This window comes from Cobetia sp. ICG0124, assembly GCF_004006355.1.
GTDB classification, from domain to species: domain Bacteria; phylum Pseudomonadota; class Gammaproteobacteria; order Pseudomonadales; family Halomonadaceae; genus Cobetia; species Cobetia marina.
Map to the genome: position 1 here is coordinate 2,201,583 of NZ_CP024893.1, position 22,816 is coordinate 2,224,398.

Consider the following 22,816-nt stretch of genomic DNA (forward strand, 5'->3'; position numbering starts at 1 on the left):
AGGCGTGTTCTTCCAGACTCTGAGGCTTGTCCTCTTCCTTGTCCTTGTCGCCATCCAGGCCGTGCTTTGCCATGTACTCTCTTGCGTTCATCTGCTGCCTCGCTTGTCAGGCGCGAAACCTGACGATGCTGTGACTTACCCACTACCTGCGGCTGACACCGAGCAATATCAAGCCTGCACACCGCTTTCGAACAAAAAACGTCATCAAGAAAAGCTATCGCATCGCTTGATGCAATCAAATTCACCCGCCCCCGGCATCTGCATAGACTGGCTCCAGTTTCGCAAGGCACTGATTCTTCAGTCTTCATCGCCTGCCAACCCATTCAACATTCTCTTGTCGAGATCGGAGCCAATTTCATGCAACTCGAGTCACACGAAGGCCAGCAAGTCCCCAACGTCAGCTTCAAGATTCGCCGCGACGGCCGTCTGGTCGAACGCACCAGCGAGGAGATCTTCTCAGGCCGCAACGTGGTGGTCTTCGCCCTGCCGGGTGCCTTCACCCCGACCTGCTCTTCCACCCACCTGCCGCGTTACAACGAACTGGCCGATCGTTTCTATGCGGTCGGGATCGACGAGATCGTCTGCCTGTCGGTCAACGACGCCTTCGTCATGGAATCCTGGGGCGAGCATCAGGAAGCCGAGAACCTGAGCCTGATCGCCGATGGCAACGGTGACTTCGCACAGGGCATGGGCATGCTGGTCGACAAGAGCGATATCGGCTTCGGCAAGCGCAGCTGGCGCTACTCCATGCTGGTGCGCAACGGCGTGGTCGAGAAGCAGTTCATCGAGCCGCAGAAACCGGGCGACCCCTTTGAAGTCTCCGACGCCGACACCATGCTGGATTATCTGGACCCGGAAGCCGGCCGTCCCAGCTTCGCCACCTTGTTCAGCAAGCCGGGCTGCCCGTACTGCGCACGTGCCAAGCAGATGCTTGATGAAGCCCGCATCAGCTACGAAGTCATCGAAGTCGGCACCCGTGGCGTGACCTCTCGCACCCTGCGCGCCATGACCGGCCAGGCCACCGTGCCTCAAGTCTGGATCGACGGTGAGCACGTCGGCGGCAGCGATGAAGTCGCCCGCTACTTCGGCAGCCTGACCAGCGCCTGAGCGCTTCACGCTGACGTAACCCCATCGCCATCTCGTTTCATCATGCGCGGGTCACGTCAGGTGCGCCGCTGGCGCACCTTGAGGAGTACGACGTGAACGAACGCCAGGTTGAAGTCGCCATCATCGGCGCAGGCAGTGCAGGACTCGGCGCCTATCGCGCCGCCAAGGCCCACACCGATTCCGTGGTCATGATCGAGGGCGGCCCCTACGGCACCACCTGTGCCCGTGTCGGCTGCATGCCCTCCAAGCTCTTGATCAGTGCGGCGGAAGCCGCGCATCACGCCCGTGATACCGCACCGTTCGGCATCAATATCGAAGGCGAGGTCAAGGTGGATGGCCGCGCCGTGATGGACCGCGTCAAGCGAGAGCGCGACCGCTTCGTCGGTTTCGTGGTCGAGTCCGTGGAAGGCATCCCGCCGCAGGACAAGCTGCGCGGCAATGCACGCTTCGAGACCGCCAACAGCCTGATCATCGGCGACAACGAGACCCGCGTGACCTTCGAGCGTGTCGTGATCGCCACCGGCTCGCGCCCCAGCTACCCGGGCTTCTTCGAGAATGCCGGTGACCGCCTGATCATCAATGACAACGTCTTCGAGTGGGACGACCTGCCGGAATCCGTCGCCGTCTTCGGCCCGGGCGTCATCGGGCTGGAGCTGGGCCAGGCGCTCACGCGTCTCGGCGTGCGCATCCGCATGTTCGGCGTCGGCGGCGCCATCGGCCCGCTGCGTGACGAGAAGCTGCGTGCCAATGCCGATCGCGTCTTCAACGAGGAGTTCTATCTGGACCCGGACGCCAAGGTCGAGAAGATCGAACGTGTCGAGGACGAGAACGGTGCCGGTGTCGAGATCACCTTCATCGAGCGTGGCAGCGAAGCTCGCCTGACCGAACGTTTCGACTATCTGCTCGCGGCCACCGGTCGTCGCCCGAATGTCGATCGCCTAAATATCGACGCCCTCGGGCTGAAGCTGGACGAGCGCGGCGTGCCGATCTTCAATCGCCACACCCTGCAGACTCGCCTGAGCGATGACACCCCGAGCCATGTCTTCATCGCCGGCGACGCCAACAACGACCTGCCGCTGCTGCACGAGGCCTCCGACGAGGGCCGTATCGCCGGTGACAACGCCGGTCGCTTCCCCGAGGTGCGTGCCGGTCACCGCAAGAGCACCATCGCCGTCGTCTTCAGCGATCCGCAGATGGCGACCATCGGCCTCTCCACCGCCGAGATCGAACAGCGCTACGGTGCCTGCGACTGCTACGCGGTCGGCGAAGTCGACTTCACCGGCCAGGGCCGCTCCCGCGTGATGCGCATGAACAAGGGCATGCTGCGCGTCTATGGCGAGCAAGGCACTGGCCTGCTGCTGGGTGCCGAGATCTTCGGTCCCCGTGCCGAGCACCTCGCCCACCTGCTGGCCTGGTCCCATCAGCAGCGCATGACCATCGAGCAGATGCTGGAAATGCCCTTCTATCACCCGGTGATCGAGGAAGGTCTGCGCACCGCGCTGCGGGATCTCAATGCCAACCTGCAGCTGGGGCCGGCCGTGGTCGAACGCTGCATGGAGTGCGGCCCGGGCGACTGATCTCGCCGCACGACAGCGGCGAAGCAGGAGACCTGCCCATGAAAGCCACACAACTGAAGGTCCCTTCGACCCTTCGCGACATCATGTCCCGCGACTGTTATCGGGTGAAGGCTCGCACCAGCATCCTGGAATTCGCCCACGGCCTGACCCATCACCGTCTGCCGGGTGCGCCTGTGGTCGATGACCTGGATCGTCTGGTCGGTTTCATCTCGGAGCAGGACATCCTCGGCAAGCTGCTCGACAGCGCCTATCACTGCGGCCAACACGCACAGGTCGGTGACCTCATGCGTCACGAGGTCCTGAGTGTCGGCCCCAATGACAGCATCACCGACCTTGCACAGCGCATGAATGGGCATCAGCCCAAGGTCTATCCCGTGGTGGAACAGGGACGCCTGATCGGTGTGGTGACACGTCGTGATGTCCTGAGTGCCCTGCTCACCATGCAGGCGGGTTGCTGAAAGAACAGTTAAAGCCAGACATAACATCGCGATAACATCATGTCCTTGCCAACTATGACTGCAGCTTTGGCATTTCTATCCCGAGGGTGGCCAAAAAAATCGGCCTTTTTTGTCACAGACCTTTACCAGATGTGAAAGCTGGGCTACGTGCGTTGCCTGATGAAGACGCCACAAGGACATCGCATGTCTGCCACGCCCCATGATCTGAGTGCCCTCACCCTGCATCATCCGGAAATTGCCACTCTGAGGGCTCGCCGGGAAATCAGCTGGCTGAACCCCGGACGACTCGACATCACGCAAGCGCAGGCCTCGCCGGCATTGCAGGCAAGTGGCGTGGGCGAACAGGATATCGAGGCTGCCGAGGCGCGCCTGGCACGTTTCGCGCCCTGGATTGCCGAGGCCTTTCCTGAGACGGCCGCCGCGTCAGGGCGCATCGAATCACCGCTGGTGGCAGCGCCCAGCTTGCAGCAGGCGCTGGGCGCACTCCCCGGCCGCCTGATGATCAAGTGTGACCATCAACTGCCGATCTCAGGGTCCATCAAGGCACGTGGTGGCATCCACGAGGTGCTCAAGCATGCCGAGCGTCTCGCCATTGACGCAGGGCTTGTGCGTCTTGATGACGACTATCGCACCTTCGAACACCCCGCGATTCAGGCACTGCTGGCCAACCAGCGGATACTGGTGGGCTCCACCGGCAACCTTGGACTCAGCATCGGGATCATGAGTGCCCGACTCGGCTTTCGCGTCACCGTCCACATGTCGGCGGATGCCAAGCAGTGGAAGAAGGACCTGCTGCGCTCGCGTGGCGCAGAGGTCGTGGAGCACAGCGGCGATTACAGCAAGGCGGTCGAGGCTGGACGCCGGGAGGCGCAGCAGCCAGACGCCCACTTCATCGATGATGAAAGCTCGCGGGATCTGTTCATGGGCTACGCCACGGCAGCCAGCCGCCTCGCGCGGCAGCTCGAGGATCAGGGGATTGCCGTGGATGCCCGCCATCCGCTGTGCGTCTACCTGCCGTGTGGCGTCGGCGGCGGCCCGGGCGGCGTGGCCTACGGCCTCAAGCAGGTCTTCGGTGACGCCGTGCACTGCTTCTTCGCCGAGCCGGTCAATTCCCCCTGCATGCTGCTGGGCATGTTGACCGGGAAGCATGACGGCATCGCGGTGGAGGATATCGGACTGGACAATCGCACCTGTGCCGATGGCCTGGCGGTGGGGCGCGCCTCGGCCTTCGTCGGACAGGTGATGGCACCGCTGCTCAGTGGCATCTACACCCTGTCGGATGACAGCATGCTCGAATGGCTGGCGCTGGCGCATGACAGCGAAGGGCTCAAGCTTGAGCCGTCGGCGCTGGCCGGGGTGCCCGGCATCATCCGCGTGCTGCGCAATGACGCCCCCGAGTGGCACGCCTGGCGAGCGGCTGTCGGGCTGGATGACGGCGAAGTGCAGGCCAGCACCACCCATGTCATATGGGCCACCGGCGGCAGCATGGTGCCCGATGAGATCTGGCAGGCCGACTATCAGCGTGGCAAGGCGTTGCTGGATCAGGCGATGAACGCCTGCCATAACCACACGCCCGTCAGGGTCAGCCCGATCACGCCCAGCGGGCGTGAATAGCGTTGCCAGAGGGCCATCGCCTGATCCTCGACCAGTGCCACCAGGGCCGCCAGTCCGAAATAGCGCACTCCGCGCCCGACCAGTGCCGCCAGCAGGAACAGCCCGACCGGATACCCGCTGGCACCGGCGACCAGCATGGCGCTCTGGAAGGGAATCGGCACGATGCCGATCAGCATGATGGCGAGGAAGCCCTGCTCGCTGAAGCGCTGCTGGAAGGCTTCGAAGGCCTGCTGACCGCCGAAGAAGCTGATCAACCCATCGCCCCACGCCGCCAGTGCATAGGCCCCGAGATAGAACCCCAGCAGCGCCGCGGTGAGGTTGCCGGCCAATGCCACCGCGGCCACTCGCCAGCGGCGCTCGGGATGGCGCAGCATCCACGGGATCAGGATGACCTCGATGGGAATCGGGATCAAAAGGGTTTCCAGCATCGAGGCGATGAACAGCCACAGCATGGCGTGGCGGGATTGATTGAGGCGGTCGAGCCAATCACTCGCGGAAGAGAGTTTCCACATGAAGGCAGCACGTTGTCCTGAATGATGAGCTGACCACTTTGCCTTGAGTCCGCCCCGCTTGCCAGCCTGGCCACACGCCAAACCCTGCGCGCTACTCGAAGCCTTCCAGACGCATGGCAGAGCGGATGAGCCGCTCATCTTCCGCTTCCAGCTCACGCAGACTGTCGCGAATGCCGTGCAGGTGGTCCAGCGCCGCTCTTTCGGCAGCGTCCGGCTGCTGGTCCATCACCGCACGATAGATGGCCGTGTGCTGAGCATTGATCTGGCCGCGGGGAATCGGCCGATGGTAGAGATTGCGCAGCGAGGCGAACACCGAGCTGAGCAGCAGGTCATTGATGCCCTTGAGCGTATGCACCAGCACCGGATTGTGGGATGCCTCACAGATGGCGTGGTGAAAGGCGTGGTCGTGACGCGCCAGCTGCTGGGCATCCGGCAGCGCCTCATCGCCCTGCGCTGAGGACGGAAAGTCCGGCGAATACTCGCGCACGCAGGCCGCCATTGCCTCGTAATGACGCCGGATCAGTACTCTATCCGCCGGCGTACCCCGCTGGGCGGCCAGTCGCGCCGACTGCCCCTCCAGCAGCGCGCGCACCTCGAGCAGGTCATACAAGGTGCGCGGCTGGTCCCGAAACAGGTGCATCAACGGACTGATATCGCCGCTCGGCAACAGCTGAGCGACGCTTGAGCCCTTGCCGTGGCGAGTCTCGATGATGCCCTTGCCACGCAACAGCCTCAGCCCCTCGCGCAGCGAGGCGCGTGAGATACCCAGTCGCTCACAGAGCCTGCGTTCCGAAGGAATCATCTGCCCCGGCTTGAGCACACCATCCAGTATCAACTGCTCGAGGCGCGCCGCCGCATGCTCCGGCGCACGCTGCTCACCGGACTCTCCTGGAGGCATGGCATGAATATCCTGTATGACCCGACGCTGGATGGCCCTCTCCCCCAGCACGAAAAGTCCCGGGTACTGGCGCACCTCACCACGCTGCTGCCCGACCTCACCCTGCTGCATCGCGAAGAGGATCTGCATCCCTTCGAATGTGATGGACTGGCGGCCTATCGCGTCATGCCGATGCTGGTCGCGCTGCCCGAGCGTGTCGAACAGGTCGCCGCCCTGCTGCGCGAATGCCACTCGCTGGGGGTTCCGGTGGTCACGCGCGGTGCTGGCACTGGCCTTTCCGGCGGCGCCTTGCCGCTGGAACAAGGCGTGCTGCTGGTGATGTCGCGCATGGCGCGCATTCTCGAGCTCGACCCCGATGCGCGTACCGCGCGCCTGCAACCCGGGGTGCGCAACCTGGCCATTTCAGAAGCTGCCGCCCCATACGGGCTCTACTACGCGCCGGACCCCTCCTCGCAGATCGCCTGCTCCATCGGCGGCAACGTGGCCGAGAATGCCGGCGGCGTGCACTGTCTCAAGTACGGCCTCACCGTGCACAACCTGCTCAAGCTCGAGGTGCTGACCATCGAGGGCGAGGCGATGACGATCGGCGCCGACAGCCTCGACTCCCCCGGACTGGACCTGCTGGCGCTGATGACAGGCTCCGAAGGCATGCTGGGCGTGGTCACGGAAGTCACGGTGCGTCTGCTGCCCCGCCCCGAGACGGCCAAGGTGCTGATGGCAAGCTTCGCCGATATCGACAAGGCCGGCCGTGCGGTGGGCGACATCATCGCCTGCGGCATCATCCCCGGCGGGCTCGAGATGATGGACAACCTCGCCATCCGCGCCGCCGAGGACTTCATCCACGCGGGCTATCCGGTGGAGGCCGCGGCCATCCTGCTCTGCGAGCTGGATGGTGCCGAGGCCGATGTCGTTGATGATTGCGCACGGGTTCGCGAGGTGCTGGAACGCGCCGGTGCCACCGAGATCCGGCTCGCCCGTGATGAGGCCGAGCGCGCGCGCTTCTGGGCCGGACGCAAGAATGCCTTCCCTGCCGTGGGCCGCATGTCGCCCGATTATTACTGCATGGATGGCACCATCCCGCGCCGCGAACTGCCCGCTGTGCTCAACGGTATCGCCGAACTCTCGCGCCAATCGGGGCTCGCGGTGGCCAATGTCTTCCATGCCGGTGACGGCAACATGCACCCGCTGATCCTGTTCGATGCCAACAAGCCCGGGGAGCTTGAGCTGGCCGAGGAGGTCGGCGGCAGGATTCTGGAACTGTGCGTGGCCGCCGGCGGCAGCATCACCGGCGAACATGGCGTGGGCCGCGAGAAGATCAACCAGATGTGCGCGCAGTTCAATCACGAGGAGATCAGCGTCTTCCATGCCGTGAAGGCCGCCTTCGACCCCACCGGGCTGCTCAATCCCGGCAAGAACATCCCGACGCTGGCGCGCTGTGCCGAATTCGGTGCCATGCATGTGCATCACAACCAGCTGCCACATCCGGAGCTTCCGCGCTTCTAGACAGCTGCCGCATTTCTGGACAGCTTGCGCGCGTCTGGACGGTTTTTCTATAGAGATATGCCATGCCAGAGCCAGATGATTCGCTCCAGGATCAGGTGCCAAGCCATGCCGAGTGCGCCACACCTGCCGCCAGCCAGCACACGCAGGAACACGATGCCAGTGAGGCACTTTGCGAGCAGGTCCGCGCCGCCCATGAGGCGAGACGCCCGCTGCGCATCGCCGGCAGTGGCAGCAAGACCTTTCTCGGCCGTGAAGTGGCTGCCGAGGAAGTACTCGACATGCGCACGCACCACGGCATCACCCACTATGACCCCGTGGAGCTGATGGTCTCGGTACGTGCCGGCACACCACTGGCGACGTTGGAGGCCGTGCTCGCCGAACAAGGCCAGCATCTGAGCTGCGAGCCGCCCCACTTCGGCCCCGCAGCGACCGTCGGCGGCACCCTTGCCTCTGGACTCAGCGGCCCACGCCGCCCCTGGAGCGGCAGCCTGCGCGACCTGGTACTGGGCACGCGCATCATCAGTGCCGACGGCAAGGCGCTGCGCTTCGGCGGCGAAGTGATGAAGAACGTGGCGGGCTACGACCTCTCGCGCCTGATGTGCGGTGCCCAGGGCACGCTGGGCGTGATCAGCGAAGTCTCGCTCAAGGTGATGCCGCGCCCGGTGGCGAGCGAATCGCTGTGCCTGGAGCTAAGTCTCGCCGAGGCGCTGACTCGCCTGGATGCCTGGGGGCGCACGCCGCTGCCGGTCACGGCGACCAGCTGGCATGACGGTCGCCTCACCCTGCGCCTGGAAGGGGGCGAGCGTTCGGTCCAGGCCGGGCGCGAGCAATTGGGCGGCGAGGTGTTGATGCCTGACCAGGCATCGGCGCACTGGACCGAGTTGCGTGAGCACCGCCTGCCCTTCTTCACCGCGCGTGCGCCACATCAGGCCCTGTGGCGACTGTCCTTGCCGCTGGCACTGGATCACGTCGAATGGCAAGCCGCCGTCAGCGAGCTGCTGGGTCATCTTGAGGACGCCGACCTGCTGTGTGACTGGGCAGGCGCCCAGCGCTGGCTTTACAGCGACGCCCCCGCTGACAGGGTTCGTTCGCTGGCCAGCCGGCTGGGTGGCCATGCCATCTGCTACAGCCCGGGAGCCGTCGCTGCCGAGGACAGTCCATTGATGCCACTGGCCGCCATCAATGCACGTTATCACCTCCAGCTCAAGCAGCAGCTGGATCCTCACGGCATCCTCAATCCCGGTCGTCTATATGCCGAGATGTGATTCACTTCATGACGGGAGACGCACCTGAATGCAGACCCACTTCAGTGACGCCGCACTTGCCAGGCCGCACATCCAGCGAGCCGACAAGGTTCTGCGCAGCTGTGTACATTGCGGCTTCTGCAATGCCACCTGCCCGACCTATCAGCTGCTGGGCGATGAGCGCGATGGACCGCGTGGACGCATCTATCTGATCAAGCAGCTGCTGGAAAGCGATCCCGAAAGTCCCGACGAGGCAGTTCGCGAGCAGGCAACGCAGATCACCCGCGAGACCCAGCAGCATCTGGATCGCTGCCTGAGCTGTCGCAGCTGCGAGACCACCTGCCCGTCAGGCGTGCAATATCACACCCTGCTGGATATCGGCCGTCAGGAACTGGAACGGCGTGTCGGACGCCCCTGGCGTGAGCGCCTGCTGCGCGCCGGGCTGCGCCATGCGCTGGTCGAACCTGCTCGCTTCAAGGCCTTGCTGGCACTCGGGGTGCGCTTCCGCCCGCTTGCGCCGGGCGCGCTGGCCGACAAGATCCCGCTGGCCCGCGAGCACGACCGTCACGCTGAGCACCCGGCCGGCCCCGTCACCGCGACGCCTTCTGATCAGGCGCTTTCGCGCCAGGTGCCTTCTGATCAGGCGCTTTCGCGCCAGGTGCTGATGCTGGAGGGCTGCGTGCAACCGGGTCTGGCTCCCAACATCAACGCCGCCACCGCCCGCGTGCTGGCGCGCTTCGACATCGGCGTCACGCCGATCCGCGAGGCCGGCTGCTGCGGCGCCATCGACTATCATCTCAACGCCCAGCAGGCCGGTCGCGCGCGCATGCGTGCCAACATCGATGCCTGGTGGCCGGCCATCGAGGCGGGAGCGGAGGCGATCGTGCAGACCGCCAGTGGCTGCGGCGCCTTCGTCAAGGAATATGGCGAGATGCTGGCCGATGACCCGGACTATGCTGAGCGCGCCGCGCGCGTCAGTGCCCTGGCGCGTGACATCGTCGAGGTGCTCGGTGAGGAGATCGCCCGCGATGACCGACCGACCCGCCCCCCCCGCGCGGCCTTCCACTGCCCGTGCACCCTGCAACATGCCCAGGGTCTGGGCGGTGAAGTGGAGAAGATATTGCGCGCGCTGGGCTTCACCCTGACCCCGGTCGCCGAGGGGCATCTGTGCTGCGGTTCCGCCGGCACCTACTCGATCACGCAACCGGAGTTGTCACGCCAGCTGCGAGACCGCAAGCTTGAGGCGCTGGAGGCCAACGGGCCTGCGCGCATCGCCACTGCCAACATCGGCTGTCAGACGCATCTCTCGAGCGCCGGACGCACGCCGGTAAGTCACTGGATCGAACTGGTGGATGACGCCCTGCCCGAGACGCTGCCGCAGGCATGACGATTCACCATTATTGTTACTCTTGCTGTCACTTTCACTTGCCAAGGAAGCCCGATGATCACTCGCCACGTACTGACCCTCGCTGACGTCAATCAGATGCTGGACGCCGCCCAGAAGGAAGCCGAGACCAACGGCTGGGCCGTTTCCATCGCCGTTGCCGACGATGGCGGCCACCCGCTGGGCCTGCGTCGCCTGGACGACACGCCGGCGATGACCGGCTACTTCGCCCAGCAAAAGGCCAAGAGCGCTGCCCTGGGGCGCCGCGAGACCCAGCTGTTCGAGGACTCCATCAACGGCGGACGCACCGCCTTCCTGTCAGCGCCGGAGCTGGAAGGCATGCTGGGCGGCGGCGTGCCGGTGATGGTCGAGGGCCAGATCGCCGGCAGCATCGGCGTGTCCGGCGTCAAGCCGGAGCAGGATGCCCAGATCGCCAAGGCTGGGGTCGCCGCACTGGGTCTCTGAGACCCAGCCAGCCCGAATAAACAGCCTTTGCCAGCCTGAAGAAAAAGACCCTGAAGAAAAAGACCGCCGCGCCAGTCATGGTGCGGCGGTCTCTTGTTTTATACCCGATCTGCGCCTGGGCCTTTCATTCACGCACTGCAAGGCGGCATGGCGGCTTCCACCGCCGCCATGAAGGCGCGCAGCTTGCCCGACTGCGGCAGGCGCTGGGGATAGAGCATGTAGATGCTGTTGGGCTCGCCCTCCTCGTGCGCCAGCAGACGCACCAGACGCCCCTCGGCCAGCTCACGATCCACCAGGTAATGAGCGACCCGGATGATGCCGGCGTGATCCAGCGCCTGCTGCTTGAGCAGACGATGATCATTGATCGCCAGTCCGCCAGCGGGGCTTACCTCACCACTGGCCAGCGGCCAGCCGGATTGCCCGGCCCAGCGGTGGCAACGGTGGTCGGCAAGTGCTGCGGCCGTGTGAGGGGTGCCCTGCGCCGCAAGGTACTCGGGCGAGGCACAGCAACAGTGGACGTAATCCAGCAGGCGCCGCGCGATCAGGTTGTCCGGTGGCGTGCGCGTGGCGCGAAACGCCACGTCAAACGGTTCGCGCGTCAGATCATGACTCTCGTAACTGACGTCCAGGCGCAGCTCGACCGCCGGGTGGCGGGCCTGGAAGTCATTGCAGACCCCGATCAGATAACGCTCGGCAAACAGCACCGGCGCCGTGATGCGCAATACGCCGCTGAACCCCTGTCGCGGGTGCTCCCTCCCATGCTCGAGGTCGTGCTCGAGGTCACGCTCCAGTGCCAGCAGCTCGCTGCGCACGCCTTGCATGCGCTGGCGGATACGCTCGCCCTCCTCGGTCAGGCGCACCGCCCGCGTGGTGCGAATCAGCAAGGGCGCCCCGATATCGTGCTCAAGCCGCCGCACCTGCTCGGAGAGATGGGCGCGCGAGATGCCCAGCACCCTGGCCGCCTGCGTGAAGCTGAGCGATTCCGCCACCTGAGCGAACAACATCAGGCGCTCTACCTGCTTGTGATGCTGCATCCAGCCTGCTCCTCATGCCAGCTACTAGGGATTGGAGGGATCGAGCCTGCCACAGCATTGTACGTTCTGGCGAACAATCTATTCGTTCGCATGTGCTTATCAGACCGACAGACGCGACCTAGACTGAAGGTGTCATCCGAGGTCATTTCCCCGAGACATCCCCGCCTTCACTCGCGAAAGGACTCCGCCATGCGCTATACCCCGGCTGAAGATCGCTACGAACGCATGCAATACCAGCGCTGCGGCAAGAGCGGCCTCAAACTGCCCCGCCTGTCACTGGGGCTTTGGCACAACTTCGGCAACAACGCCCATGAAGACAATGCGCGCGCCATCTGCCACACCGCCTTCGATCTGGGCATCACCCACTTTGATCTGGCCAACAACTACGGGCCGCCCCCGGGCAGCGCCGAGGAAATGTTCGGCCGCATGCTCAAGCGCGACTTCGCCGGCTATCGCGATGAGATGGTGATCTCCACCAAGGCGGGCTATTACATGTGGCCTGGCCCCTACGGCGAATGGGGCAGCCGCAAGTACCTGCTCTCGAGTCTGGATCAGAGCCTCAAGCGCATGGATCTCGATTATGTCGACATCTTCTACTCGCACCGCTTCGACCCCGACACGCCGCTGGAGGAGACGATGGGGGCGCTGGACAGCGCCGTGCGTTCCGGCAAGGCGCTCTATGCGGGCATCTCCTCCTACAATGCCCAGCGCACCCGTGAAGCGGCCGCCATCCTGCGCGAGCTGGGCACGCCGTGCATCATCCATCAGCCCAGCTACTCGATGATCAATCGCTGGATCGAGGAAGACGGCCTGCTCGACACCCTCGATGACGAGGGCATCGGCTCCATCGTGTTCTCGCCGCTGGCCCAGGGCGTGCTGACCGACAAGTATCTGGGCGGCGTGCCAAAGGACAGCCGCCTGGCACGTGGCGGGGCGATCAAGGAAGACCACCTCACCGAGGACAACCTGGAGCGGGTGCGCGCCCTCAATGCCATCGCCGAGCGGCGTGGCCAGTCGCTGGCGCAGATGGCGCTCGCCTGGGCACTGCGCGGCAACCGCGTCACCACCGCACTGATCGGCGCCAGCCGTCCACAGCAGGTCAGTGATTGCGTCAAGGCGCTGGATCACCTCGACTTCACCCAGGCGGAGCTTGATGAGATCGACCGCTACGCCGTCGATGGTGGCGTCAATCTGTGGGCGCGCTCGTCCAATGCATAAGCTCGCACAGCGTACGTATGAGCTAAGACTGATGCAGTGAAGTGCCTGAAACACATCGCCCCCGCCGAGTGAGTCTCGACGGGGGCGATGTTGTCTGGCTTGAAGCGCTGATGTCAGCCGCCGGTGGGAATGCCGTGCTCGCTGGCCAGCAGCGCGCGGTAATCGGCATAGCCCTTGCGGTAGGCGGCCACTCCCTCGGGCTGGGGCTGGGTGTGGGTCGTCAGGTCCAGCGCCACCAGCCGATCACACAGCGCCTTCAGCGTCTCGCTGCGTGGCCCCTCTCCCTGCGCGTCCCGCTGGCGCAGACACCAGCCGGCCTGAATGGCGGCGCCCAATGCGGCGGCCTCGGTCACCTGCGGGCAGACCACCTCGAGGTCGAGAATGTCCGCCAGCATCTGACGCCACAGCGGGCTCTTGGCACCTCCCCCCACCAGCCGAATCTGGCGCGCCGCACTGCCCAGCGGCCCCATGCACTCAAGCGCGTAGCGCAGGCCGTAGCTTGCGCCTTCCATGGTCGCGCGGCACAGGTTGGCCGGGGTGGTGTTGCGGCTGTCCAGCCCATGGAAACTGGCCTGGGCACGCGGCAGCATCGGCACGCGCTCGCCATTGAAGAACGGCAGGATCTGCACGCCCTCGGCCCCGGGAGGCGCGCTTGCCACCTGCGCGGAGAAGGTATCGATGTCGAAGCCGAACATCTCGCGCACCCGCGTGGTGGCAGAGGTGACATTCATGGTGCACACCAGTGGCAACCAGCCGCCATCGCTGGCGCTGAAGGCAGCCACCTGAGGGTCACAGCCCTCGGGATACTGAGCTGACCACGCGCATACCGTGCCGGAGGTGCCCATGCTCAGCGTGACGCGCCCCGGCGCGATGTTGCCGGTACCGATGGCGCTCATCATGTTGTCCCCACCACCACTGGAGACGGCGACATCCGGGCGCAGCCCGAAGCGCGCGGCGATCTCAGGCCGGATATACCCGGCGGGCTCATGGGATTCGATGAGTCTGGGCAACACGCGCTGCGCGTCCAGTTCCGGGGCGATCTGCGCGAAGACATCCTGATGCCAGCAGCGGCGCCGGGTATCGAAATAGCCGGTGCCCGAGGCGTCGCCGTATTCGGCGACATGCTCCCCGGTCAGCCAGAAATTGAGATAGTCATGCGGCAGCAGGATGCTGGCGATGCGCTGATAGCGCTCGGGATGCTGCTCACGCAGCCAGGCGAGCTTGGAGGCGGTGTAACCGGTCTGCAGCACCAGTCCCAATGCCTCCAGACAGCCCGCCTCTCCGCCCAGCGCCTCGACCAACGCGGCGTTATGCTCGCGGGTCTCGGTATCACACCACAGCTTGGCCGGATAAAGGGGCACGCCCGCCTCATCCAGCACCACCATGCCATGCTGCTGACCGGACACGCCGATCGCCTCGATGCGCAGCGGCTCCAGCCGCGAGGTGGTCAGTGCCTCATCGAAGGCACCTTCCAGCGCGGCGACCCAGTCGAGCGGGTCCTGCTCACGGCGCCCGTTGGCCCCTTCCTGCAGCGCATGACTGCGCTGGCCCTGGGCCACGATCCGCCCGGAGTCCGGGTCGAGAATCACCACCTTGGTGCTCTGGGTACCACAGTCAACGCCGACCCACATGCGGCTCTCCTTGCCATCCATCATTCAGCTGTCATCCGCGTCGGGGCCGATGGGGTCGTTCGCCAGACGCCAGCGCCAGTCGGCGTTGAGCGAGTCCTGCTTGATCAGATGCGCATTGAGCATGTCCTTGTGATGGGTACGCTCATGGGCACCCCGCGCATCCTGGCCCATCTCGCGCCAGCGATGCAGCAGGCGCGGCACCAGGACCTCATCCTCGATGTCCAGGAAGATGCGGATGTCGAACAATTCCAGCAACGCATCCCAGGGCGCGTGGCGCAGCAGCAGATAGTTGCCCTCGACCAGCACGATGCGATGACGGGGCTCGACCACGCGGCCTCCGGCACGCGCCAGATCCAGCGGGCGGTCGAACACCGGCACGGCCACCGGGCCATCATCGGCGCGCACCCTGACGAGGTCGTGATAGAGCCCGCGCGCATCGAAGGTCTCCGGAGCGCCCTTGACGTAGAGCAGCCCCAGAGGGGCCAGCACGGCGTTGTCGTAGTGATAGCCATCCATCGGCACCACCACGGCGATGCCGGGTTCCAGCGCGTTGAGGGTCTCGCACAGGGATTCCGACAGCGTCGACTTGCCCGCCGCCGGCGGACCGGCGAGGGCCACGATGGTACGTGTGCGCTGACTGGAGGCATGTTCCGCCAGCACACGGCTGGCCATGTCGTCCAGTGAGGGCGACATGTGGGCCAGGCGAGAATCGGGTAAAGATGTCACGTGACTACCTCATTCATGGATGCACACCCTTGCAGCAGGACGGAAGGTGTCTTTCATCCTTAGCTCATCCAGTTGCCACCGTCGACATTGAGTGTCTGGGCGACGACGAAATCGCTGTCTTCACAGGCCAGGAATACCGCGGCGCCGGCATGGTCATCCGGCAGCCCCATGCGCCCATAGGGCACAGCCTCCCCGACCAGCCGCTTCTTCTCTCCCAGCGGGCGCTGTTCGTGATGGGCAAACAGCGCATCGACCTGATCCCACATCGGCGTATCCACCACACCCGGCGCGATGCCATTGACATTGATGCCATGGCGGATGAGATCAAGCCCGCAGGACTGGGTGAGACTGATCACCGCCGCCTTGGAGGCGCAATAGGCGCTGACCAGCGCCTCACCTCGCCGCCCTGCCTGCGAGGCCATGTTGATGATCTTGCCGCCCTGCCCGCGCTCGACCATCGTCCTGGCCACCGCCTGCAGGGTGAAGAACAGCCCTTCGACATTGACCGCCAGCTGGTGGCGCAACATGCCTTCGCTGACCTCAAGCACCGGCGCCATGGCGAAGACGGCCGCATTGTTGACCAGAATGTCGATCGGGCCCAGCTGGGCCTGCACGCACTCCAGCATGCTCTGACGCGAGACGCTGGAGGTCACGTCCAGCGTCACCGCCAGCACCCGCGCCTGCGGCCCGGCCCGTGCACGCAGTCGCTTCGCGGCACGCTCGGCCGCCTCGCCATTGATGTCCGCCAATGCCACATAGGCACCTTCCGCGACATACCGGGTGGCGATGGCCAGACCGATGCCTCCCGCACCGCCCGTGACCACGGCCACCTTGCCCTTGAGCCTTGCACTGCGGGACTGTCACCCCCTGACGGTGCTCATGTGGCGCTCAGGTCGCTGGCCTGTCCAGCATGCAGCTGGCGAATCAGACCGTTGACCTCTTCCATGGTCGCACAGCTCTGCCAGGCACCCGCCTCCTGCTGACGCTGCGCATGCCCCGGCGGAATATGTCCGGCACCGGTAAAGCCGATCACGCGCAGACCGGCCGCGACCGCCGCGCTGACACCGGCCAGGCTGTCCTCGACCACCACGCATTCCTCGACATCACGCCCCAGCTGACGCAGTGCCAACTGATAGACATCCGGCGCAGGTTTCGGCCGTGCGACCTGCTCGGCCGTGAACAGCGGCACCTTTCCCAACCAGCGATCCAGACCCGTGGCGGCCAGCGAGGCACGCACTCGTCGCTCGGCGCTGTTGGAGACGATCGCCACCGCCAGACCCCGGGTCATCAGCTCGCCCAGCAGTTCCGCCATGCCCTGGATGGGCGCAAGCTCACTGGCCAGACGCGACTCGATGGCGTGATCGATGCGCTCCATCGCCTGCGGCGGCAGCGTGTGTGCGCTCATGGCCTCCAGATGCCCCAGAATGGCATCAGTGGTCATGCCCAGCGCCGCACGCAGCTCCGCCTCGGTATCCAGGTCCGGCAGCCATTCCCCCAGCTGACGTGACAGCACCTCCTCCGCCAGTATCTCGCTGTCCACCAGCACGCCATCACAATCGAAGATCACCTGCTGCAAGGGTGTACTCATGTCGGCCTCCTCCTCGGGCTTCCCGTTCATGCGCGGGCTGTGCGCGGGCTGCCTGTGCGGCACCGGCACTGGACAGTGAATTGTCCTGGCGCGTCAGGCTGGTCAGCGGGTGACGGTTGAGATTCTGCAATGCCAGGCCCGCGGCGGTGAACAGGTGCGCACGCTCGGTCTCGAAGCCGTAGCGGATGCGGTCTCCCACACGGCTGTCGACGTCGCCATCCGCCATCAGAATCCAGCCGCTGTCGGACTGCTCGTCAGACTTGAGGCCGCCGATCGGCGCATCGCCGGAGCCGTCCGGGGTCGCCAGATAGAGCGACGTCACCCCGCCCAGACGCTCGATGACCTGAATCTGACCCGTGAACGGGCCATTCTCATCGAGCACCAGATGCTCCGGCCGCACGCCCAGCGTAAGAGTATCGCCGACACACACCGAGGCACCGTCTTCCGTCTGACTCACGACCGGAATCAGGTGCTCACTGCCATCCGGCAGACGCACCGTGACCCCTTCGACCGCCACGGAGGTGACGGTGAGGTCGAGGAAGTTCATCTTCGGTGAGCCGATGAAACCGGCCACGAAGCGGATTGCGCGGGTGATGGTAAAGCGTCCATCGGCGAGCCGACCTGCTCGATCCACACCGCCCTGCAGCACGACGATCTTGTCAGCCATGGTCATGGCCTCGACCTGATCGTGGGTCACGTAGATCATGGTGGCGCCCTCTGAGCTCGGCATGCAGGCGCGCCAGTTCGATGCGCATCTGCACGCGCAGCAGCGGCGTCCAGGTTGGAGAGCGGCTCATCGAACAGGAAGATGCTCGGGTTGCGCATCGCCATGGCACGCCCGATGGCGACACGCTGACGCTGGCCACCGGACAGCTGCCTTGGGCTTGCGATCCAGCAGCGGACCCGAGATGTGCAGCACGCTCGGCGGCCGCGTTGACGCGTTCTCGGCACGCTCTTCGCTTCGGAGACGCCGGCGAGCTTGCAGGCTGAAGCCCATGTTCTCGCCCACCGTCATGTGCGGGTAGAGCGCATAGCTCTGGAAGACCATCGCCAGGCCGCGCTCGGCCGGTGCCGACATCGTTCATTGACCAGATTGCTCGTCGATCAGGATGTCGACCGTCGACGATCGCGTTCTCGAGACCGGCGATCATGCGCATCAGCGTGGACTTGCCGCAGCCGGACGGGCCGACGAAGCACCACGAATTCCTGGTCTGACGCGGCACCAGACCGACCCCATGCGTGAAGCCGGCCCCCAGCCCCCACAGCGCGATCAGCAGCATCAGATAGCGCGGCCCGGTGGCCATCGAGGCGATGGCATCCGGCCCCAGCAGCATCCAGATGGCCACCATGGCAGACAGCAGCAGCGAGGCCAGATGGGCAGGGCGAGTTCGGCACCAGGCCGGTGGTCGTGAGGCGTACCAGGGTCGTGACATCGAGCTCTCCTTGATCAGAACGGTCGGCGGCGCAGAAGCATCGTTGAGGCCGCCTGCCTCAATCATCGTCAAAGGTGTGAGTCTGCTCAAGCCACAATGCATTGATGATGCCCGCGAAGCAGGCCAGCAGTACACCGAGAATCCAGGCGAAATACCACATGAAGTCGTCTCCCGGCGAGGGCGGCGCCCTCGCCCAATGATGCCTGCCTCAGTACAGACTGTGTCCGTCCTGCTCGACGTGACTCACCGTGACACGCCGCCACATCTTCACGTAGCACCAGGTGGTGTAGAGGATGATGGTCGGCACCATCACCAGCCCCGCCACGGTGACGATGGACAGTGTCAGCTCGCTGGAGACCGAATCCCACAGCGTCAGGCTGGCCTCGCCCATGCGCGAGGACGGCACGATGAACGGGAACATGCTGATGCCTGCGGTGGCGACCACACCCCCTACCCCAATTGAGCTTGCCGTGAAGGCTGCCCCGCCCTGACGTCTGGCCGAGAGCCACATCGCGGTGACGATACCCGCCACGGCGCTCAAGGGCGCGAGCAACGTCAGTGGCTCACGCGCGTAGACATCCATCCAGCTGCCGGGTCCGACCTGCTTGTCCAGCAGCTTTAGCGCCGTGCCGGTATCGCCCATCTGATCGATGCTGTAGCCCATGCCGGACAACCACACCCACAGTCCGCCCAGGCCAAACAGCCCGAGCGAAAGCAGTCCCAGCGGCTGCACCAGACGCGCACTGCGCGCCGCCACGGCGTCATCGGCACGCGCCACCAGCCAGGTACCGCCATGCAGCATCACCATCACGACGGACAGCGCCGCACACAGCAACGCGAAGGGATTGAACAGCCCGAGATAGCTGCCGTCGTAGCTGGCACGCATGTACTGATCGACTTCCAGCGGCACGCCCTGCAGCAGGTTGCCGAAGATGAGGCCGAAGAAGGCAGTGGGAATCAGGCTGCCGGCGACGATGCCGCGGTCCCACCAGCCCCGCCATTGGGGGCTCTCGAGCTTGGAGCGATAGTCAAAGCCCAGCGGACGGAAGAACAGCGAGAACAGGATGGTCAGCATCGCGAAATAGAAGCTGGAGAACGCCGCGCCATAGACCACCGGCCACACCGCGAAGACGGCACCGATGGCGGTGACCAGCCATACCTGATTGCCATCCCAGTGCGGCGCCAGCGTGTTGATCACCACGCGCCGTTCGCTGTCACTGCGACTGACCAGCGGCATCAGCATCGCCGCGCCCATGTCCATGCCATCGGTGATGACGAAGCCGATCAGCAGCAGACCCACCGCCACCCACCAGAACAGCTTGAGGATCTCGTAATCCCACATGATCCATTACTCCTTGAATGACAGCGAAGGATTGAGCGACATGCCCTCGTCGTCTCGCAGGGCGCCGCGCTCGACGCCGCGCTCGAAGTGATAGCGGCCGGTATGCAGGGAAGAGGGTCCCTTGCGCGCGAAGTGGAACATCAGCCACATCTCGATCACGAAGAACAGGCTGTAGAAGGCCAGGAAACCGCCGATGGACCACCACAGATCCGACTCATCCAGGCTCGAGGCCGCCATGAAGGTCGGCAGGATCTCCCCCACCGCCCAGGGCTGACGCCCGAATTCGGCCACGAACCAGCCGGTTTCCACCGCGATGAACGGCAGCGGGATCGACAGCAGGCAGATCCACAGGAAGGGGCGCACATCGAAGCGATGCTTGGCACTCATCCATACCGCGACGATGAAGATCGCGAGCATCGCCATGCCACAGGCGACCATGATGCGGAACGAGAAGAACATCGGCGCCACCGGGGGGATCGAGTCGGCCGCGGCCTTGTCGATCATCTCCGGCGTGGCATCGGAGGGCGTCTCGACATAGCGCTTGAGCAGCATGCCGTAACCGAGATCCTGCTTGACGGCATCGAAGGCCTTGCGGGTCGCGATATCGTCCTGACCCTCCCGCAGCTGCTGGAGCAGATCATAGGCCTGCATGCCATTGACAATGCGTCCGCGGTGCTCCTCGGTCAGCTCCTTGATGCCCGGAATCTCGGTATCCAGCGAGCGCGTACCGATCAGTCCCATCACATAGGGAATGTGGATGCCGTAATCGGTGTGCTGGGTCTCCTCGTTGGGCAGACCGATCAGCGTGAAGGACGCTGGCGCCGGCTCGGTCTCCCACATCGCCTCGATGGCGGCCATCTTGGCCTTCTGCACGTCGCCCACCTCATAACCGGACTCATCGCCCAGCACGATGACCGAGGCCACCGAGAACAGTCCGAAGGCCGCGGCGATGGCGAAGCTGCGCTTGGCGAAGCCCAGATCCCGCCCCTTGAGCAGGTAGAAGGCGCTGATACCGAGCACGAACATGGCGCCGGTCACGTAGCCTGCCGACACGGTATGCACGAACTTGGCCTGGGCGACCGGATTGAAGATGACATCCGCGAAGCTGGTCAGCTCCATGCGCATGGTCTCGAAGTTGAAGGCCGCCCCGACCGGATTCTGCATCCAGCCATTGGCGATCAGGATCCACAGCGCCGAGAAGTTGGAGCCGAAGGCGACAAGCCAGGTCACCATCAGGTGCTGACGCTTGCTCAGGCGGTCCCAGCCGAAGAAGAACAGCCCGACGAAGGTGGATTCGAGGAAGAAGGCCACCAGGCCCTCGATGGCCAGCGGCGCACCGAAGATGTCGCCGACGTAATGCGAGTAATAGGCCCAGTTGGTGCCGAACTGGAACTCCATCGTCAGGCCGGTGGCGACACCGAGCGCGAAGTTGATGCCGAACAGCTTGCCCCAGAACTTGGTCATGTCCTGGTAGACCTGCTTGCCGGTCATCACATACAGGGATTCCATGATGGCCAGCAGGAAGGCCATGCCGATGGTCAACGGGACGAACAGGAAGTGATAGAGCGCGGTCATGCCAAACTGGAACCGCGACAGCTCCACTACGGTATCGGAGATCATGTCTAACCCCTGTTCAGCGCCTCTCGGGGCCCACGTGCCACGGCGCCCCGTGGCCATGCCGACTACTGTGACCCCGCCCTGGGGAATCTGCTGGATTACCACGGCCTGAACCGGTTCGAGGCCCTGTGGCACGTGGCCGCCCAGGACGTTGATGCCCCTAACCGTGAGCGCGGAGGCACCTCGACGGTCTCGCTGCTCACTCTCGAGGACGAGCAGGGCCAGACACATCGCCTCTACCTCAAGCGCCAGACCAACCATCTGGGCCGCAGCCTGTCACGCCCACTGGGCGAGCCGACCTTCTCGCGCGAGTGGCGTGCCATCCGCCACTATCACGCGCTGGGCATTCCTTCGGTGGATGCCGGCTGGTATGGCGAGCGCCGCACCGGCAAGGAGTGGCGCGCCATCCTGATCACCTTCGATCTCGACGGCCGCGATGATCTGGACCACTGGCATGCACGCTGGCCGGCGCTGGACGATACCCGACGCACGCAAGTCATCACTGCCAGCGCACGTCTCGTGCGACAGATTCATCAGGCCGGCATGATGCACGGCTGCCTGTTCCCCAAGCATCTGTTCCTCAGCCGCCCACGCGTAGCATGCGCTCACCTCACGAGCCGCCTACGACCAACGTCTCATGAATCTGTCGTGAAAATGAACGGCCCTGTCGCTGTCCTGCGCCACCTCCAGTCTCATCCTCGAGACATGCACCTTTTCTGAAATAATCGGTAACATCCGCTAACAAGACGTCAAATATGTTTTCAAACATTGTTCTAAAAAAATGCTTGCCAAAAAGAACAGTGTTTTTTATAGTTCATCTCGTCCCCTGAACAAGGCAGCCTTGCCAAGCTTCAAGGAGAACATCACATGAAAACCATCAAGATCCTGACTGCTACCGTCATCGCCGGCACCATGGCAATGGGTGCACAATCTGCACTGGCCTACGGCAAGGGCGACATCTTCCTGCGCGGCGGCGTTGCCAAGGTCGACGGCAAGAGCAACAACGGCAATGGCCTGATCGCCAAGGATGAATCCGGTTTCGCCGGCTCCGTGGGCTACATGTTCCACGACAACCTGGCAGTTGCTCTGCAGTCCACTGAAGCATTCAGCACCGACTGGAAAAACAGCGACGGTGGCTTCGATCAGATGCCGATCAACCTGATGCTGCAGTACTACCCGCTGGGCGGTACCGAAGCTCGCGTTCAGCCTTACGCTGGCGTCGGCCTGAACTACACCCACTTCTCCGGTGAGTCTGCCGGTGGCCAGAGCATGGACATCGACGACAGCTACGGCGCTGCTGCCGAGCTGGGTGTTGACCTCAACATCAACGAATCCTGGGCCGTCAATGGCTTCGCTCGTTACGCTGACGTCAAGGCCGACACCAAGATCAACGGCCAGGACGTGAACGACACCGAGCTGGACCCGGTCACCGTCGGTGCCGGTGTCACCTACCGCTTCTAAGTGC

22 protein-coding genes and 2 pseudogenes are annotated in these 22,816 nt (G+C 64.5%); 11 read left to right on the forward strand and 13 right to left on the reverse strand.

Annotation, left to right across the window (positions count from 1 at the left end; all coding sequences use genetic code 11):
• Nucleotides 1-357 precede the first annotated feature (357 nt).
• The 4 genes from CU110_RS10215 to CU110_RS10230 all read left to right on the forward strand — a co-directional run bounded on the left by CU110_RS10215 (nt 358) and on the right by CU110_RS10230 (nt 4,756).
• Nucleotides 358-1,107 (forward strand): glutathione peroxidase, encoded by a 750-nt coding sequence (locus CU110_RS10215; RefSeq protein ID WP_077372697.1) that lies wholly within the window; start codon nt 358-360, stop codon nt 1,105-1,107.
• A 92-nt stretch (nt 1,108-1,199) separates the two neighbouring features.
• A complete protein-coding gene (locus CU110_RS10220; protein WP_077372695.1) occupies nt 1,200-2,684 on the forward strand; it encodes a dihydrolipoyl dehydrogenase in 1,485 nt (494 codons plus the stop codon).
• Nucleotides 2,685-2,722: 38 nt separating this feature from the next.
• Nucleotides 2,723-3,142, forward strand: coding sequence for a CBS domain-containing protein (locus CU110_RS10225; protein WP_084209010.1), 420 nt, complete (start codon nt 2,723-2,725; stop codon nt 3,140-3,142).
• A gap of 183 nt (nt 3,143-3,325) precedes the next feature.
• Nucleotides 3,326-4,756, forward strand: coding sequence for a D-serine ammonia-lyase (locus CU110_RS10230; RefSeq protein WP_127735808.1), 1,431 nt, complete (start codon nt 3,326-3,328; stop codon nt 4,754-4,756).
• Here CU110_RS10230 and CU110_RS10235 read toward each other — a convergent pair.
• Both CU110_RS10235 and glcC read right to left on the reverse strand, forming a co-directional pair.
• Nucleotides 4,684-5,268 carry a VTT domain-containing protein gene (locus tag CU110_RS10235; protein ID WP_084209012.1) on the reverse strand — a complete coding sequence of 195 codons (585 nt, stop codon included), beginning with the start codon at nt 5,266-5,268 and terminating at the stop codon, nt 4,684-4,686. The two genes, CU110_RS10230 and CU110_RS10235, sit on opposite strands and share 73 nt — an antisense overlap.
• A 91-nt stretch (nt 5,269-5,359) precedes the next feature.
• Nucleotides 5,360-6,166, reverse strand: a complete 807-nt coding sequence (glcC, locus tag CU110_RS10240; RefSeq protein ID WP_127735811.1) for a transcriptional regulator GlcC — start codon at nt 6,164-6,166, stop codon at nt 5,360-5,362.
• Between the two features lie 3 nt (nt 6,167-6,169).
• Here glcC and glcD point away from each other — a divergent pair, with 3 nt between their 5' ends.
• From glcD to CU110_RS10260, 4 genes are all read left to right on the forward strand, one after another.
• A complete protein-coding gene (gene glcD / locus CU110_RS10245) occupies nt 6,170-7,669 on the forward strand; it encodes a glycolate oxidase subunit GlcD (RefSeq protein ID WP_084209014.1) in 1,500 nt (499 codons plus the stop codon).
• 62 nt (nt 7,670-7,731) lie between these two features.
• Nucleotides 7,732-8,934 carry a glycolate oxidase subunit GlcE gene (gene glcE, locus CU110_RS10250; RefSeq protein WP_084209015.1) on the forward strand — a complete coding sequence of 401 codons (1,203 nt, stop codon included), beginning with the start codon at nt 7,732-7,734 and terminating at the stop codon, nt 8,932-8,934.
• Between the two features lie 28 nt (nt 8,935-8,962).
• Entirely contained in the window at nt 8,963-10,300 is a 1,338-nt protein-coding gene (glcF, locus tag CU110_RS10255; protein WP_127735814.1) for a glycolate oxidase subunit GlcF, read from the forward strand.
• A 54-nt stretch (nt 10,301-10,354) separates the two neighbouring features.
• Nucleotides 10,355-10,762 carry a heme-binding protein gene (locus CU110_RS10260; RefSeq protein ID WP_077372671.1) on the forward strand — a complete coding sequence of 136 codons (408 nt, stop codon included), beginning with the start codon at nt 10,355-10,357 and terminating at the stop codon, nt 10,760-10,762.
• Nucleotides 10,763-10,890: 128 nt separating this feature from the next.
• On the opposite strand, the gene CU110_RS10265 is transcribed toward CU110_RS10260, so the two are convergent.
• Nucleotides 10,891-11,796 carry a LysR family transcriptional regulator gene (locus tag CU110_RS10265; protein ID WP_084209017.1) on the reverse strand — a complete coding sequence of 302 codons (906 nt, stop codon included), beginning with the start codon at nt 11,794-11,796 and terminating at the stop codon, nt 10,891-10,893.
• Nucleotides 11,797-11,985: 189 nt separating this feature from the next.
• Here CU110_RS10265 and mgrA point away from each other — a divergent pair, with 189 nt between their 5' ends.
• Nucleotides 11,986-13,014, forward strand: coding sequence for an L-glyceraldehyde 3-phosphate reductase (gene mgrA, locus CU110_RS10270; protein WP_084209018.1), 1,029 nt, complete (start codon nt 11,986-11,988; stop codon nt 13,012-13,014).
• Between the two features lie 113 nt (nt 13,015-13,127).
• Here mgrA and xylB read toward each other — a convergent pair whose 3' ends face one another.
• From xylB to CU110_RS10315, 10 genes and pseudogenes are all read right to left on the reverse strand, one after another.
• Nucleotides 13,128-14,645 (reverse strand): xylulokinase, encoded by a 1,518-nt coding sequence (gene xylB / locus CU110_RS10275; protein ID WP_084209765.1) that lies wholly within the window; start codon nt 14,643-14,645, stop codon nt 13,128-13,130.
• A 24-nt stretch (nt 14,646-14,669) separates the two neighbouring features.
• Nucleotides 14,670-15,371, reverse strand: coding sequence for a nucleoside/nucleotide kinase family protein (locus CU110_RS10280; RefSeq protein ID WP_307722823.1), 702 nt, complete (start codon nt 15,369-15,371; stop codon nt 14,670-14,672).
• Nucleotides 15,372-15,430: 59 nt separating this feature from the next.
• Nucleotides 15,431-16,216: pseudogene (locus tag CU110_RS10285) on the reverse strand (L-iditol 2-dehydrogenase); the annotation flags it as partial.
• Between the two features lie 32 nt (nt 16,217-16,248).
• Nucleotides 16,249-16,959, reverse strand: a complete 711-nt coding sequence (locus CU110_RS10290) for an HAD family phosphatase (protein WP_240499560.1) — start codon at nt 16,957-16,959, stop codon at nt 16,249-16,251.
• On the reverse strand, nt 16,922-17,626 hold the full coding sequence (locus CU110_RS17995) for a TOBE domain-containing protein (protein WP_346427124.1): 705 nt from the start codon (nt 17,624-17,626) through the stop codon (nt 16,922-16,924). The genes CU110_RS10290 and CU110_RS17995 overlap by 38 nt, the downstream gene beginning before the upstream one ends.
• A 35-nt stretch (nt 17,627-17,661) precedes the next feature.
• A complete protein-coding gene (locus tag CU110_RS18000) occupies nt 17,662-17,910 on the reverse strand; it encodes an ATP-binding cassette domain-containing protein (RefSeq protein WP_346427192.1) in 249 nt (82 codons plus the stop codon).
• 293 nt (nt 17,911-18,203) lie between these two features.
• A pseudogene (locus CU110_RS18005) lies at nt 18,204-18,494 on the reverse strand (hypothetical protein); the annotation flags it as partial.
• Nucleotides 18,451-18,552: a cytochrome bd-I oxidase subunit CydX gene (cydX, locus tag CU110_RS10305; RefSeq protein WP_024951692.1), complete on the reverse strand. Its 102-nt coding sequence runs from the start codon at nt 18,550-18,552 to the stop codon at nt 18,451-18,453. The pseudogene CU110_RS18005 and the gene cydX, both read right to left, overlap by 44 nt.
• Nucleotides 18,553-18,600: 48 nt before the next feature.
• On the reverse strand, nt 18,601-19,734 hold the full coding sequence (gene cydB, locus CU110_RS10310) for a cytochrome d ubiquinol oxidase subunit II (protein WP_084209031.1): 1,134 nt from the start codon (nt 19,732-19,734) through the stop codon (nt 18,601-18,603).
• A 6-nt stretch (nt 19,735-19,740) separates the two neighbouring features.
• On the reverse strand, nt 19,741-21,354 hold the full coding sequence (locus CU110_RS10315; protein ID WP_127735826.1) for a cytochrome ubiquinol oxidase subunit I: 1,614 nt from the start codon (nt 21,352-21,354) through the stop codon (nt 19,741-19,743).
• Between the two features lie 132 nt (nt 21,355-21,486).
• Between CU110_RS10315 and CU110_RS10320 the strand changes: the two genes are divergently transcribed.
• Both CU110_RS10320 and CU110_RS10325 read left to right on the forward strand, forming a co-directional pair.
• Nucleotides 21,487-22,071: a lipopolysaccharide kinase InaA family protein gene (locus CU110_RS10320; RefSeq protein ID WP_164850351.1), complete on the forward strand. Its 585-nt coding sequence runs from the start codon at nt 21,487-21,489 to the stop codon at nt 22,069-22,071.
• Nucleotides 22,072-22,218: 147 nt separating this feature from the next.
• Complete coding sequence (locus tag CU110_RS10325) at nt 22,219-22,812, forward strand: OmpW family outer membrane protein (protein WP_065392614.1); 594 nt, start codon at nt 22,219-22,221, stop codon at nt 22,810-22,812.
• Nucleotides 22,813-22,816: the final 4 nt, after the last annotated feature.